The sequence below is a fragment of the Sphingopyxis sp. SE2 genome (genome assembly GCF_032227185.1).
Classification (GTDB): domain Bacteria; phylum Pseudomonadota; class Alphaproteobacteria; order Sphingomonadales; family Sphingomonadaceae; genus Sphingopyxis.
The window spans coordinates 1247166-1259664 of record NZ_JAPMXW010000001.1; the positions used below are offsets into that span (position 1 = coordinate 1247166).

At 65.1% G+C, this 12499-nt stretch carries 13 protein-coding genes and 1 pseudogene; 10 read left to right on the forward strand and 4 right to left on the reverse strand.

Annotated features, from left to right (window positions below; genetic code table 11):
- Window positions 1–7 precede the first annotated feature (7 nt).
- From OVY29_RS05865 to OVY29_RS05895, 7 genes and pseudogenes are all read left to right on the forward strand, one after another.
- Window positions 8–958: a D-alanyl-D-alanine carboxypeptidase family protein gene (locus OVY29_RS05865; RefSeq protein ID WP_081933273.1), complete on the forward strand. Its 951-nt coding sequence runs from the start codon at window positions 8–10 to the stop codon at window positions 956–958.
- Between the two features lie 75 nt (window positions 959–1033).
- Window positions 1034–1657: a dTMP kinase gene (gene tmk, locus OVY29_RS05870; RefSeq protein WP_037558057.1), complete on the forward strand. Its 624-nt coding sequence runs from the start codon at window positions 1034–1036 to the stop codon at window positions 1655–1657.
- The gene (locus tag OVY29_RS05875) at window positions 1645–2634 is read left to right on the forward strand and encodes a DNA polymerase III subunit delta' (protein ID WP_313911113.1); all 990 of its coding nucleotides are present in this window, start codon (window positions 1645–1647) and stop codon (window positions 2632–2634) included. Before tmk ends, OVY29_RS05875 begins: the two co-directional genes overlap by 13 nt.
- Before the next feature lie 38 nt (window positions 2635–2672).
- Window positions 2673–4256 carry a methionine--tRNA ligase gene (gene metG, locus OVY29_RS05880; RefSeq protein ID WP_037558061.1) on the forward strand — a complete coding sequence of 528 codons (1584 nt, stop codon included), beginning with the start codon at window positions 2673–2675 and terminating at the stop codon, window positions 4254–4256.
- Window positions 4256–5034, forward strand: a pseudogene (locus OVY29_RS05885) (TatD family hydrolase). Before metG ends, OVY29_RS05885 begins: the two are co-directional and overlap by 1 nt.
- Before the next feature lie 13 nt (window positions 5035–5047).
- Complete coding sequence (locus tag OVY29_RS05890) at window positions 5048–5812, forward strand: MBL fold metallo-hydrolase (protein WP_037558065.1); 765 nt, start codon at window positions 5048–5050, stop codon at window positions 5810–5812.
- Window positions 5809–5985 (forward strand): hypothetical protein, encoded by a 177-nt coding sequence (locus tag OVY29_RS05895; protein WP_200880231.1) that lies wholly within the window; start codon window positions 5809–5811, stop codon window positions 5983–5985. Before OVY29_RS05890 ends, OVY29_RS05895 begins: the two co-directional genes overlap by 4 nt.
- Before the next feature lie 79 nt (window positions 5986–6064).
- Here OVY29_RS05895 and OVY29_RS05900 read toward each other — a convergent pair whose 3' ends face one another.
- Both OVY29_RS05900 and OVY29_RS05905 read right to left on the reverse strand, forming a co-directional pair.
- On the reverse strand, window positions 6065–6913 hold the full coding sequence (locus tag OVY29_RS05900; RefSeq protein WP_200880232.1) for a hypothetical protein: 849 nt from the start codon (window positions 6911–6913) through the stop codon (window positions 6065–6067).
- A 92-nt stretch (window positions 6914–7005) separates the two neighbouring features.
- On the reverse strand, window positions 7006–8274 hold the full coding sequence (locus tag OVY29_RS05905; RefSeq protein WP_313911114.1) for a S8 family serine peptidase: 1269 nt from the start codon (window positions 8272–8274) through the stop codon (window positions 7006–7008).
- A gap of 124 nt (window positions 8275–8398) precedes the next feature.
- Between OVY29_RS05905 and OVY29_RS05910 the strand changes: the two genes are divergently transcribed.
- From OVY29_RS05910 to mazG, 3 genes are all read left to right on the forward strand, one after another.
- Window positions 8399–8887, forward strand: a complete 489-nt coding sequence (locus OVY29_RS05910) for an RNA polymerase sigma factor (RefSeq protein ID WP_037558070.1) — start codon at window positions 8399–8401, stop codon at window positions 8885–8887.
- Window positions 8884–9600 carry a hypothetical protein gene (locus tag OVY29_RS05915; RefSeq protein WP_037558072.1) on the forward strand — a complete coding sequence of 239 codons (717 nt, stop codon included), beginning with the start codon at window positions 8884–8886 and terminating at the stop codon, window positions 9598–9600. Before OVY29_RS05910 ends, OVY29_RS05915 begins: the two co-directional genes overlap by 4 nt.
- 192 nt (window positions 9601–9792) lie before the next feature.
- Window positions 9793–10566, forward strand: coding sequence for a nucleoside triphosphate pyrophosphohydrolase (gene mazG, locus OVY29_RS05920; protein WP_037558075.1), 774 nt, complete (start codon window positions 9793–9795; stop codon window positions 10564–10566).
- On the opposite strand, the gene hflX is transcribed toward mazG, so the two are convergent.
- Both hflX and hfq read right to left on the reverse strand, forming a co-directional pair.
- Window positions 10544–11899, reverse strand: a complete 1356-nt coding sequence (gene hflX, locus OVY29_RS05925; protein ID WP_052182533.1) for a GTPase HflX — start codon at window positions 11897–11899, stop codon at window positions 10544–10546. The genes mazG and hflX overlap by 23 nt on opposite strands.
- On the reverse strand, window positions 11896–12492 hold the full coding sequence (gene hfq, locus OVY29_RS05930; RefSeq protein WP_081933275.1) for an RNA chaperone Hfq: 597 nt from the start codon (window positions 12490–12492) through the stop codon (window positions 11896–11898). The genes hflX and hfq overlap by 4 nt, the downstream gene beginning before the upstream one ends.
- Window positions 12493–12499: the final 7 nt, after the last annotated feature.

Here is a 12499-nt window from a genome sequence, read left to right on the forward strand (position 1 = left end):
GCCGGATATGACTGAGCCAGCCCTGTTTTTGCGAACCGGCGCGATCCTCCTGTCGGGTTTGGCGCTGGCTGTTTCCAGTCCCGCGACATCGGCCGGCGAGGCTCGCCCGAAAAGCGCGCCGGTCGTCCGCGCGCCCTATGAGACCGAAGCCCCAATCGTGATGCTCAAGGATCTCGATTCGGGTCGGATTCTCTTCTCGCGCGGCGCCGACAAACGTTTCGCGCCCGCGTCGATGGCAAAGGTGATGACCGCCTATGTCGTTCTCGACCTGATCGAGAAGGGGCAATTGTCGCGCGACAAGCTGATCACCGTCGAAGACGCGACATGGAAGAAGTGGAGCGCCCGCCGAGGCGGCTCCACGATGTTCCTGCGCGCGGGCGAAAAGGTGTCGGTCGATGATCTTCTCAAGGGATTGATCACCGTTTCGGGGAATGATGCGGCATCGGTTCTCGCTGTAGGGATCGATGGCAACGAGGATGCCTTTGTCCAACGAATGAATGAGATGGCAGCAGAGATGGGTATGGCGTCGAGCCGATTCGGCACCGCGAGCGGCTGGCCCGACGGCGGCGTAACCAAAGTCAGCGCGGGCGATCTGGTCCTGCTTGCCAGCCGACTGATCCGCGATCATCCCGATGGCTATGCCCGCTATTTCTCGATCCCGAAATTCCAGCACGGCGTATCGCCCGACGGCCAGCCGATCATCCAAGCGAACCGCAATCCCATCCTGGGCCGTTTCGCCGGCGCGGACGGGCTTAAAACCGGGCATACGTCGGAAGCCGGTTATTGCTTTCTCGGCTCGGCGAAGCGTGACGGGCGCCGCTTGGTCATGGTCGTGGCCGGCCTGTCCAGCGCAAAGGCGCGCCGCGACGAGGCCGAACGGCTGATGAACTGGGGCTTTGCGCCCACCAACACATCGGTTGCTGCGAAAGGCCGGACAAGCGCTGCCGCGGCGAGATGACAAAGCCGATCCGCCGGGCTACGGCCGGTTCATGCGCGGCGTGCTTTTCCTTTTCATCCATCGCGGGCTAGCGACGTGACGTCCGGGCGTTTCATCACGCTGGAGGGCGGCGAGGGCGTCGGGAAGTCGACGCAGATCGGTGCGCTGGCGGCAGCCCTCGAAGAACGAGGCCTCGAAGTCGTCGCGACGCGCGAACCCGGCGGCAGCGCCGGCGCAGAGGCGATCCGGACGCTGTTGATGGAAGGCAGCGAGGACCGCTGGAACGCGCGCAGCGAGGCCTTGCTCTTCGCCGCGGCGCGCGCCGACCATGTCGCGCGCACGATCCGTCCGGCGCTGGCTGGGGGGGCGTGGGTGTTGTGCGACCGTTTCGTCGATTCGAGCCGCGCCTATCAGGGCGGCGGCGGCGGCATCACCGATGCCGATCTCCTCGCGCTGCACCGCTTCGGTTCCGAAGGGCTGTTACCCGATCGTACGTTCCTGCTCACCGTCAGCGCCGAAGAGGCGGCGCGGCGCCTCTCCGAGCGCGGGGGCAGCGACCGCATGGGGAACAAGCCGCTCGATTATCAGGCGCGCCTCGCCGCGCGCTTCGTCGAAATGGCCGCGGTCGAATCCGGACGCTGGCGGATCGTCGACGCCGACCGGCGCACCGAAGAGGTGACGGCGGCAATCCTTGCGGACCTTGCGGAATGGCTACCATGATCGGCCATCAGGAAGCCGAAAAGGCATTTCTCGAAGCGTGGCAGGGCGGCCGCGTCCATCATGCCTGGCTGCTGGCGGGGCCGCAGGGGATGGGGAAGGGGACTTTCGCCGAGCGCGTCGCACGCTTCCTCGTCACCCACGGGCGCAGCGGCGAAGGCCAAACGGCGCCGCTCGACGATCGCGGCGACGATGCCGCCGCGCGGCTGGTTGACGCGGGCAATCACCCCGAAATCCTGCGCCTCGCCCGTCAGCCGAAGGACAAGGCCAAGGAACTCGCGCGCAACATCACGATCGAACAGGTGCGGCAGATGATCCGCCGCCTGCATCTCTCTTTGTCGCTCGGCGAGTGGCGGGTGATCATCGTCGATGCGGTCGACGACCTCGAAACCGACGGGGCGAACGCGCTGCTCAAGACGCTCGAGGAACCGCCGGCGAAAACCCTTTTCCTGCTCGTCAGCCACTCGCCCGGACGCCTGTTGCCGACGATCCGCTCGCGGTGCAGAACCTTGCGTTTTCAGCCTGTTGGGCGTGACGCCATGACGACATGGCTGCATGATCTGCGGCCGATGATCGAGATGGAGGAGGTGCGCGCGATCGTCACCGCGTCGGGCGGCGTTCCGGGCAAGGCGCTTGCACTCGTCGATAGCGACGTCGCGGTCATGGAGAAGAAATTGCTCGCGATTGCGGCGAGCGGCGACCCGGAGAACCGGCTGCGCGAAGCGCTTGCGCGCGAGGTCGGCGGCACGAGCAATCGGGCCCGCCTCGAACTGGTCATCGATATCGTGCCGGGCCTGCTCTCGCGTATCGCGCGCGAACGCCCCGCCTCCGAAATCGCGCCGGTCCTCGCGCAATGGGATCGCGTCCAGCGCACCGTTCGCGATGCGATCCGCGGATCTTATGACGGTGCGATGGTCGGCTTTGAGATCGGCAACTGCCTGGCCGAGTTGGCGCCGCGGCACGATCGGGCGGCACGCTGACGCTTTCCCTCCCGCGCGCCAGCGGCTAAGGCGCGCGCATGTCCGAAAATAACCAACCTTTCTATATCACCACCGCGATCAGCTACCCCAATGGTCGCCCGCATATCGGTCACGCCTATGAAGCGATCGCCACCGATGTCGTGGCGCGTTTCCAGCGCGCGCGGGGCCGCGACGTCCGGCTGGTCACCGGCACCGACGAACATGGGCTGAAGATGTTCCAGACAGCGCGGGATCAGGGCCGTGCGACGATCGATCTTGCGGACGAAATGTCAGGATATTTCCGTGAGATGTATGCCAAGCTGAACATCAGCTATGACAATTTCATGCGTACGTCGGACGCCGCGCACCATGCTGCCTCGCAGGCGATCTGGAAAGCGATGGAGGCGAAGGGCGATCTCTATCTCGACCGCTATGAAGGCTGGTATTCGGTTCGCGACGAGGCTTTCTACGACGAAAGCGAGCTGAGCGACGGGGAAGGGGGCGCGCGCCTTTCGCCGCAGGGGACGCCGGTCGAATGGACCGTGGAGGAAAGCTGGTTCTTTCGCCTGTCGAACTATCAGGACCGGCTGCTCGCGCTCTACAACGAGCAGCCCGATTTCATTCGTCCCGAAAGCCGGCGGAACGAGGTGTTGCGCTTCGTCGAAGGCGGACTCAAGGATCTCAGCGTCTCGCGCACCAGTTTCGACTGGGGCGTGCCGGTGCCGGGATCGCCGGGGCATGTGATGTATGTCTGGGTCGATGCGCTGACCACCTACCTCTCGGGGCTCGGCTATCCCGATCCCGCCAGCGACTTCGGGACGTTCTGGCCGGCGAATATCCATATGATCGGCAAGGATATCGTTCGTTTTCATACCGTTTACTGGCCGGCCTTTCTGATGAGTGCCGACCTGCCGCTGCCCAAGCAGGTGTTCGGCCACGGCTTTCTGCTCAATCGCGGCGAGAAGATGTCGAAATCGCTCGGCAATGTCGTGGACCCGATGGCGCTCGCCGACCGGTTTGGCGTCGATGCGCTGCGTTATTATTTGCTCCGCGAAGTCAGCTTCGGTCAGGACGGAAGCTATTCGGCCGAAGCGATCGTGCGCACCGCAAACGCCGACCTCGCGAACAGCTTCGGCAACCTTGCGCAGCGCAGCTTGTCGATGATTTTCAAGAATTTGGATGGCAAGCTTTCGGACGACTATGCGCCTGCTCAGGACGATATCGACCTGCTGGCCGACCTCGCCGACATGGCGGCGGTCCGTCTGCCGCGCGAATTCGAGCAGCTCGCCTTTTCGGTGGGCATCGAGGATTGGATCCGCGCCGTCTTCGCCTGCAACCAATATGTCGACACGCAGGCGCCTTGGGCGCTGCGTAAGACGGACCCCGAACGCATGCGTGCGGTGCTGATGACGCTGTTTCAGGCGGTCCGCACGCTCGCGATCGCCATCCGTCCGGTCGTGCCCGCTGCGGCCGACAAGCTGCTCGACCAGATGGGTATCGCCGAGGATGCGCGCAATTTTGCGGCACTTTCTGACACCGACTGGTTCGCGAAGCTGGTTGCAAGCGGCTTCGCGGTCGGCCAGCCCGTGCCGATCTTCCCGCGCCTCGAATTGCCAGAGGGAGAAGGGGAAGGGGAGGCCTGATGCTCGTCGATTCGCACTGCCACCTAAATTACAAGGGCCTTGCCGAACAGCAGGACGAGGTGCTGGTGCGCGCCCGGGCACGCGCGGGGTTACCGCGATGCTCAACATCGCGACGCGTGAAAGCGAATGGGACGAGGTGCTCGCCGCGGCCGAGGCGAACGCAGATGTTTGGGCCAGCGTCGGCATCCACCCGCACGATGCCGACCATCATCCCGATATCGACACCGCAAAGCTGGTCGAACGCGCCGCGCACCCGCGCGTGATCGGGATCGGCGAAACTGGGCTCGACTATTATTACGACAAAAGCGACCGCGTGCGCCAACAGGACAGTTTCCGCCGCCACATCCACGCGTCGCAGGAAACCGGCCTGCCGATCATCGTCCACACGCGCGATGCCGAAGCCGACACGCTGGCGCTGCTCGGCGAGGAGATGGGCCGGGCGAGCTTTCCCGGCGTGATCCACTGCTTCACCGCGAGCGACGATTTCGCGCGGAAGGCGCTCGATCTCGGCCTTTACATCTCGATTTCGGGAATCGTGACCTTCAAGAATGCCGCCGATCTTCAGGCGACCGCCAAATGGCTGCCGCAGGACCGGCTGCTGATCGAAACCGACTCCCCCTTCCTTGCCCCCGTCCCGCACCGCGGCAAGCCCGGCGAGCCCGCCTTCGTCGCCGACACACTCGCGTTTCTCGCCAACCTTCGCGGCGAGGAAAGCGATGCGCTGGCAGCCGCGACAAGCGCCAATTTCTATGCGCTTTTCGACAAGGCGGCACCATGACGTCGCACGCGCAATGAAGCTGAGAATTCTGGGTTGCGGCACGTCGTCGGGCGTGCCGCGGATCGGCAACGATTGGGGGCAGTGCGACCCCGACAATCCCCGCAACCTGCGCAGCCGCGCGTCGATCATGGTATCGCTCGGAGGCTTCCGTATTCTCGTCGACACCAGCCCGGATATGCGGCTACAGCTCCTCGACGCGGGGATCGGCGAGATCGACGCCGTCATCTGGACGCACGAGCATGCCGATCACACCCACGGTCTCGACGATCTGCGCCAGGTTATGCACCTGCGCCGCTCGGCGGTCCCGGTCTACGCCCGCGACCATGTCCTCGACATATTGAAGTGGCGCTTCACCTATGCCTTTGCGGGCAATGCAGGCTATCCGGCGTCGGTCGATCCGATCGATCTCCACGATCATCAATCGATCGGCCCGATCGAGGTTTCGGCGATCGAAATGCCGCACGGACCGATCAAGGCGAGCGGGCTGATCTTCAGCGATGGCGCTCACAAGATCGCCTATGCCACTGATTTTTCTAAATTTACGGACGAGATGGTCGATTTTTTCCAGGACGTCGACCTGTTCGTCATCGACGCGCTGCGCCGCTACCCCCACCCGACGCATCCGCACCTTCAGATGACGCTGGAGGGGCTGGCCAAGGTCGGCAATCCGCGCGCGATCATCACGCATATGGATAATACGATGGATTATGAGGATCTTGCGGCCGAATTGCCCGCGGGGGTCGAACCGGGCTATGACGGGTTGGAGGTCCAGCTATGAATGGAGATACCGTCGTCCAGACGCTGTGGTTCGCCGGCGCGTTCGCGCTGGTGTTAAGCTCGTTGCTCGCGCGCCGTTTGCCGATGGCCGACTGGCTCAAGATGGCCCTCGCATGGGTTGCGATATTCGGCCTCGTGTTCCTCTTGATCCGGACGTGGCAGACGGTGACATAAAGAGGGCGGGCCGCGTCGCGGCCCGCCCAGTTGTCGATCGGCGGCATTGGGGTCATCGCCGATCGCCCCATTCGATCGGTTATTCGCCGTTTTCCTGTTGTTCGGCCGCGTCCTTGAGCTGGCCTTTCGTCATCCCGGTCACGAGCACGTCGCCCGAACCCGCAAAGTTTGCGGCGGGCAGCGTCGCAACCCGGTCACCCACTTCGACCGTCACCGCCTGCACGACACCGCGGCCGGTCTGGCGCAGATTCTGGACGTGACCGATCACCTTGCCGCGCGGGTCGGTGACGGGCATGCCCGGAGCGACCGCGAACATGCCGTTGCCGCTGGCTGCGCCGCTACCCGCGGCGGCAAGCTGGCCGAGGCTGCCCTGGAAGCTGCCCGCGATCGAGCCGGCGCCGCTGGCACTGCCTGAGACGTCTGACAGCGCGCCGCCGGCCCGATCACGGACAGTCCCGACCGCACCGCGCGCGGTGCCGGTGACGGTCGAAGCGGCACCATGCGCGGTGCCGACGGCGCCACGCGTGGTCTGGCCCACGAAATCGGTGCCGACGGCTTGCGCGTCGAGGCTGCCGCTACCCGATGCCGAACCCGAACCACTGGCGTCGCCGCCGATCGTGCGGCCGAGCAGATTCGCGTCGCCATTGGCCGAACCCTTGCCGTTCGCATCGGCGCTGCCCTTGCCCTGAACGCGGCCCGAGCGGCGATCGACATTGGCGTCGCCGCGGCCCGAACCTGTGATGTCGTTCGCGGTGCCGAGCGTGCCGCCGATCGGCCCGGTGGGATTGCCGAGCGTGCCGCCTATCGTTCCGCCCAAGCCGCCGCCGAGTCCGCCGCTGCCGCCGAGCAGCTGCGCCGCGGCGGGGGTCGAAATTGCGATAGCCGACGCGGCGAGCGCGAGCGCCGGCATGAAAATACGATGTGCCACCATTCTTCTCCTTCATTGCGGCCCGGAGGGGAGGGCCTGAAGGAAGAACGATGGCGCGTTCGAATTTCTTCCGAAAAACCGTGCCGGGCGGGTCAGCGCCCGCCGCAATCCCCGCAAATTAGCCCGTGGCCATAGATTTTATCGCGACCCTTTTTGCCGAGGTCGCGCGCTTCGAAGACCAGCGCGGAAACCGCCGGTCCGATCCGTTCGATCGCCGGCGCGGGATAGCGAAGGGCGAGGCGCCCGGCGACCAATGGCGCAGCGAAAGAGGTGCCGCGCAGGCGGTCGGTTGTGTCGAGCCCGGTCGCGGCAAGCACGGCGTCGCCCGGCGCGGCAAAGTCGAGGTGCAGCGCCCGACCAGCCTCGGGCAGGGCGCGATTCCTGGCATCGACCCCGGTCACGGCAAACACGCCCTTATAGGAGGCGGGGTAAGCGGGCGGGGCGGCGGGGCCGTCGTTGCCGACCGCCGCGACGATCAGCATGCCGCGCTGCTGCGCGCGCGACACCGCGGCCGCCAGCAATTTGTTGTCGGGCCCGACGAGGCTGATCGTGGCCACAGCGACGCCGCGCTGAACCAGCCAGCCGAGCGCGCGCGCGATGGCGCTCGCATTGCCGCCCGCCGGATCGGAACCGTAAACGTCGGCGGCGAGCAGCTTCTGTCCCGAAGCCGCGCCGCGCACCCGCCCGCTGCCGATTAGCAGCGACGCCACGGCGGTCCCATGACGGCTCGCATGCGGCGCGCCGGCAGCGAAACCGCGCTGCTCGACGCGACCTGCGACCGACGGATGCGCGGCCACGCCGCCGTCGATCAGTCCGAGCCGGGCTTGGCCGGGCGACGCTGCCGTCGCCAAAACGGCTGTCGGCAGCGCGCCGCCGGGACCGCTCGCGAAATAGATATGATCGGCATCGACTTCGGCATGGGGGAGCAGCTTGGCGAGACGTTTTTGCGCGCGAGCGAGGCTATGATCGTCGGGAACGGCGAAACGAACGATGCCGAGATCGATGCCTTCGATCCGATCGCGGTCGATCAGCCGAAACCCTTCCTTGGCAGCGCGCGCGATCATCGCTTCGTCGACGCCGGTAGCGACGAGTATGCCGCGCACCGCAGGCTGGCCGTTGCGGTCGGGCTCTATCCGGTCGCGATTGTCGCGAAGCAGCCTGTCGATCCGGTCGAGCCGGACCCGTGCGAGCGTATCGCCCGCAGCTTCCAATGGCTCGGCGACGATGTCCGGCAGCGAAGGCAGGGTGCGCGACGTGTCGGGCAGCCGAACCGATGGCAGCGCGATCTGGGCGTCGACACGCACCGCGATTCCCGCGCACAAAAGCGAGAACATCACGGGCAGGGCGATCAAGACGCGCATCGAAACTCCTCATATCGTCGAACGGAAAGGCAGGGGAACCAATCGCGTCCGAAAAATTTAGCATGCTGCGGAAGAAACGATAGAGTGGCGTCGTTTCTTCCTCGAACCCGATGAAAAGGCGAATATGCGCTTCGAAGAGGAACTGGTCGAACTGCTGCCGCGCTTGCGCCGGTTTGCGCGTGGATTGGCGCGTCATCAAAGCGATGCCGACGATTTGTGCCAGGCCGCGATCGAGCGCGCGCTGAAATCGCGCGACCAATGGCAACAAGGAACGAGACTGGACAGCTGGATGTACCGCATCACCCGCAATCTCTGGATCGACGAGCGCCGCGCGGCAGGCCGGCGCGGCGTTCACGCCCCGATCGACGACGCGGCAACGCAAGTCGCGGGCGAAGGCGCCGCCGAGGTCGAGGCGGGGGCGCTTCGCGGCGATGTCGACGGCGCCATGGCCCGGCTTCCCGACGAACAACGCGAAGTCGTGATGCTCGTACTCGTCGAAGGCTATGCCTATCGCGAAGCCGCGGAGATACTCGATGTGCCGGTCGGCACGGTTACCTCGCGCCTCGCGCGCGGGCGCGAGGCATTGATGTTCTATCTCGGAGAAGCGGCATGAGCTTTGATCCCGCCACCGTCGCGGCTTTCATCGACGGCGAACTCGACGACCTGACAGCGCGCCGGATCGAGCGCGAGGCAGCGACCGACGCGGCGCTCGCGGCCGAGATCGCGCGCCACCGCACGCTCAAGGCGCAGTTGATGGCGCATTATACTCCCGTCGCGGAAGAAGCGGTTCCGGAACGGCTCCGGTCGCTGCTCGCGGTCGATGATGCAGTCGATGACAAGGTCGATACCAGTCTGGCCAATCGCCGCAGCGCCCGGCGTGCGCGCTTCAGCGGCATTCATTGGAGCGCCATCGCAGCATCGCTCATACTCGGACTCACGATCGGGCTGCGCCCCTGGATGCCTGCCGCGGATGTCGCGATCGACAATGGCACGCTGGTCGCGGCGGGCCCGCTCGCCGAGGCGCTCGATACGCAGCTCGCCTCGACCCAGCCGGGCGATCCCGCGGTGCGGATCGTCCTCAGCTTCGAGGACAAGGCCGGCCGCTATTGCCGCAGCTTCGAAAGCCGCGCCATCGACGGCATCGGGTGCCGCGAGCAGGATCGCTGGCAAATCGAAAGGACGTTGCCGGGCCAGAGGCGCGGTGATTACCGGCAGGCCTCATCGGGCGAACTTGCCGCGGCGGCGGCCGCCATGATGAAGCGCGATGCGCTCGACGCCAGCGGTGAACGGGCGGCGCGGGACGTCGGATGGGTCCGGCACCGATAATATTCGTCGGCAAAGGTTCATTCGCGGCAACCCATTCAGACATGGGGTGCTCAGGCTTTACTGTCGCATGAAGCGATTTTAGAAGCGATTTTAGACGGGGTTTATGATTTGCCGTGAGGGTGGATGGGATACCGCCCGTTGCACGTACCAATCTAATAGCATTTAACATAATATATATTATCGGATAAATATATGCCCGACGCGGCGAACCAATCCCCCATCGATCGCTTGCTCGTCATCATGCGCCAGTTGCGCAATCCCGACGGCGGTTGCGAATGGGATCTCGCGCAGAATTTTTCGACGATCGCGCCTTATACGATCGAGGAAGCCTATGAAGTTTCCGACGCGATCGCCAGCGGCGATCCTGCCGCGATCCGCGACGAACTCGGTGACCTTCTGCTTCAGGTTGTGTTCCACAGTCAGATCGCGACCGACGACGGCCTGTTCGGTTTCGACGATGTCGCCAATACGATCAGCGACAAGATGGAGCGCCGCCATCCGCACATTTTCGGAGATGCAAAAACCGACGATGTCCGCAGGCAATGGGAAGCGATAAAGGCCGACGAGCGCGCCGCCGAAGGACCAAGCGGCGCGCTGGCGGGCGTCGCGCTGTCGCTACCCGCCCTGCTCCGCGCCCAAAAGCTGCAAGGCCGTGCCGCGCGCGTCGGTTTCGACTGGCCCGATACCGACGGCCCGCGCGACAAGATCGCCGAAGAACTGGCCGAAGTGGCGGGTGCCACCGATGACAGCGAGCGTCACGAGGAAGTGGGCGACCTGTTGTTTGCCGTCGTCAACTACGCGCGCAAGCTGGGTGTCGATGCCGAAGGTGCGTTGCGCGATGCCAATGCCAAGTTTGCGCGCCGCTTCGCGGCCATGGAAGACCGCGCAGGCGGAACGCTGACGGGCCTGTCGCTCGACGCGCAGGAAGCGCATTGGCAAGCGGTCAAGCTGTCGGAGCGTCCCTGAGGTTCGGCCACAGCCGTTCGAACCGCGCGCGGTCGGCGGGATCGAGCCGCACGGTCAGCACATGCCCCTCACCCTCCGGCTCGTCGGCGAGCACCTCGCCGCGCGCATGGAGCCATGCCATCGCCTCGCCCTGCTCATAGCCCAGATGGATACGTTGCACCTGATGCCGCGCGGTCAATTGTGACGCCATGAGGATGCGCGCGTCCTCGACGCCCTCGCCCGTCACCGCGGAAATGACCGCGACGTCGGGACGCCGCGCCGCCATTTCTTCGATGATCGCCCGGCGATCGATATCGGCGGTGTCGATCTTGTTCCATATCTCGATCTGCGGGATGGCCTCGGCCGTATCGCCCTCCCCGCCATCCTGCGGGCCGTTCGCGCCGAGCGAATTGAGGATTGCGCGCACATCGTCATATTGCGCTTCGCTGTCGGGATGGACGATGTCGCGCACATGAACGATCAGGTCGGCGGTGGTGACTTCCTCAAGCGTCGCACGGAAAGCGGCGACGAGCTCGGTCGGCAGGTCGGACACAAAGCCGACCGTGTCGGACAGGATCGCCTTGTCGATGCCGGGCAGCCGGATTTCGCGCATCGTCGGATCGAGCGTGGCGAAAAGCATATCTTCCGCCATGACGTCACTTCCAGTCAACCTATTGAAAAAAGTTGATTTTCCGGCGTTGGTATAGCCGACGAGCGCGATGACGGGCCATGGTGCACGCTGGCGTTTCGACCGTTGAAGCTGGCGCGTCCGGCGCGCGTCCTCAAGGCTACGCCGGATTCGCGCCATCCGGTTGCGGATCATCCGCCGGTCGGCCTCGATCTGCGTTTCGCCGGGGCCACCGAGGAAGCCGAAACCGCCGCGCTGGCGCTCGAGGTGGGTCCAGCTGCGCACGAGCCGCCCCGCCTGATAATCGAGATGCGCGAGTTCGACCTGCAAGCGGCCCTCGGCCGTCGCGGCGCGCTCGCCGAAGATTTCGAGGATCAGGCCGGTGCGGTCGATCACCTTGGTGCCGAATGCCGTTTCGAGATTGCGCTGCTGGATCGGGGTGAGCGCCGCATCGACGACCACGAGCTGGACGCCCTTCGCCGCTATGTCGGGCGCGATCGCGTCGATCTGCCCGACGCCGAGCAACGTTGCGGCCCGCGTCTGGCGCAGGCGGAGCGTGTGGACGGCGACGACATCGAGCCCGATCGCGAGCGCAAGCCCCCGCGCCTCCTCGGCGCGCGCGTCGAGATCGCGCACGAGCCGCTGGCTATGCCATTCGGGCACGATGACAAGCGCGGAAGCGCCGCGCGTTACCTCGTCTTCATTGTCAATTATCGGGTCGATCAGGCGTCGTCCGTTTCGCCGTCACCCTCGCCATTGTCGGTCAGGTTGATCGGCCCGTTCGGCTGAACCGTCGAAATCGCGTGCTTGTAGACGAGCTGCACCTGCCGCTCGCGCTCGAGCAGCATGCAGAAGAGGTCGAAGGCGACGATGTCGCCCTGCAGCATCACGCCGTTGACGAGGAACATCGTGACCGACTCGTCCGAACGGCGGACCGCGTTCAGGAACACATCCTGCAACGCCTTGCCCTTGCTCGCCGGCGCATCGCGCAGATTGTCGCCGAGCAGCGACAGGTCGAAATCGTGCGACGGCATCACGGTCGAGATCGCATGCTTGTACACCAGCTGCGACTGCCCGTCGCGGCGGAGCAGCAGCGAGAAATTGTCGAACCAGGTGATGATGCCCTGCAACTTGACGCCCTTGACCAGGAACATGGTCACCGGGGTCTTGCTCTTGCGGAGGGCGTTGAGGAAAATATCCTGGAGATTCTGGTTTTTATCGGACACATTTGCCTCCTGTTTTTGGCGGTGTAACCGCGGGGTACGGTGCCGGTTTCCTCCGGCATTCAAGACCTTCTTCTGAAACGCAATATGCGGCAAAGCGCGT

Coding starts and splice junctions, on each gene's coding strand:
- OVY29_RS05865 (WP_081933273.1), top strand. CDS start 8: ATGACTGAGCCAGCCCTGTTTTTGCGAACCGGCGCGATCCTCCTGTCG.
- OVY29_RS05875 (WP_313911113.1), top strand. CDS start 1,645: ATGGCTACCATGATCGGCCATCAGGAAGCCGAAAAGGCATTTCTCGAA.
- metG (WP_037558061.1), top strand. CDS start 2,673: ATGTCCGAAAATAACCAACCTTTCTATATCACCACCGCGATCAGCTAC.
- OVY29_RS05890 (WP_037558065.1), top strand. CDS start 5,048: ATGAAGCTGAGAATTCTGGGTTGCGGCACGTCGTCGGGCGTGCCGCGG.
- OVY29_RS05895 (WP_200880231.1), top strand. CDS start 5,809: ATGAATGGAGATACCGTCGTCCAGACGCTGTGGTTCGCCGGCGCGTTC.
- OVY29_RS05905 (WP_313911114.1), bottom strand. CDS start 8,274: ATGCGCGTCTTGATCGCCCTGCCCGTGATGTTCTCGCTTTTGTGCGCG.
- OVY29_RS05910 (WP_037558070.1), top strand. CDS start 8,399: ATGCGCTTCGAAGAGGAACTGGTCGAACTGCTGCCGCGCTTGCGCCGG.
- OVY29_RS05915 (WP_037558072.1), top strand. CDS start 8,884: ATGAGCTTTGATCCCGCCACCGTCGCGGCTTTCATCGACGGCGAACTC.
- mazG (WP_037558075.1), top strand. CDS start 9,793: ATGCCCGACGCGGCGAACCAATCCCCCATCGATCGCTTGCTCGTCATC.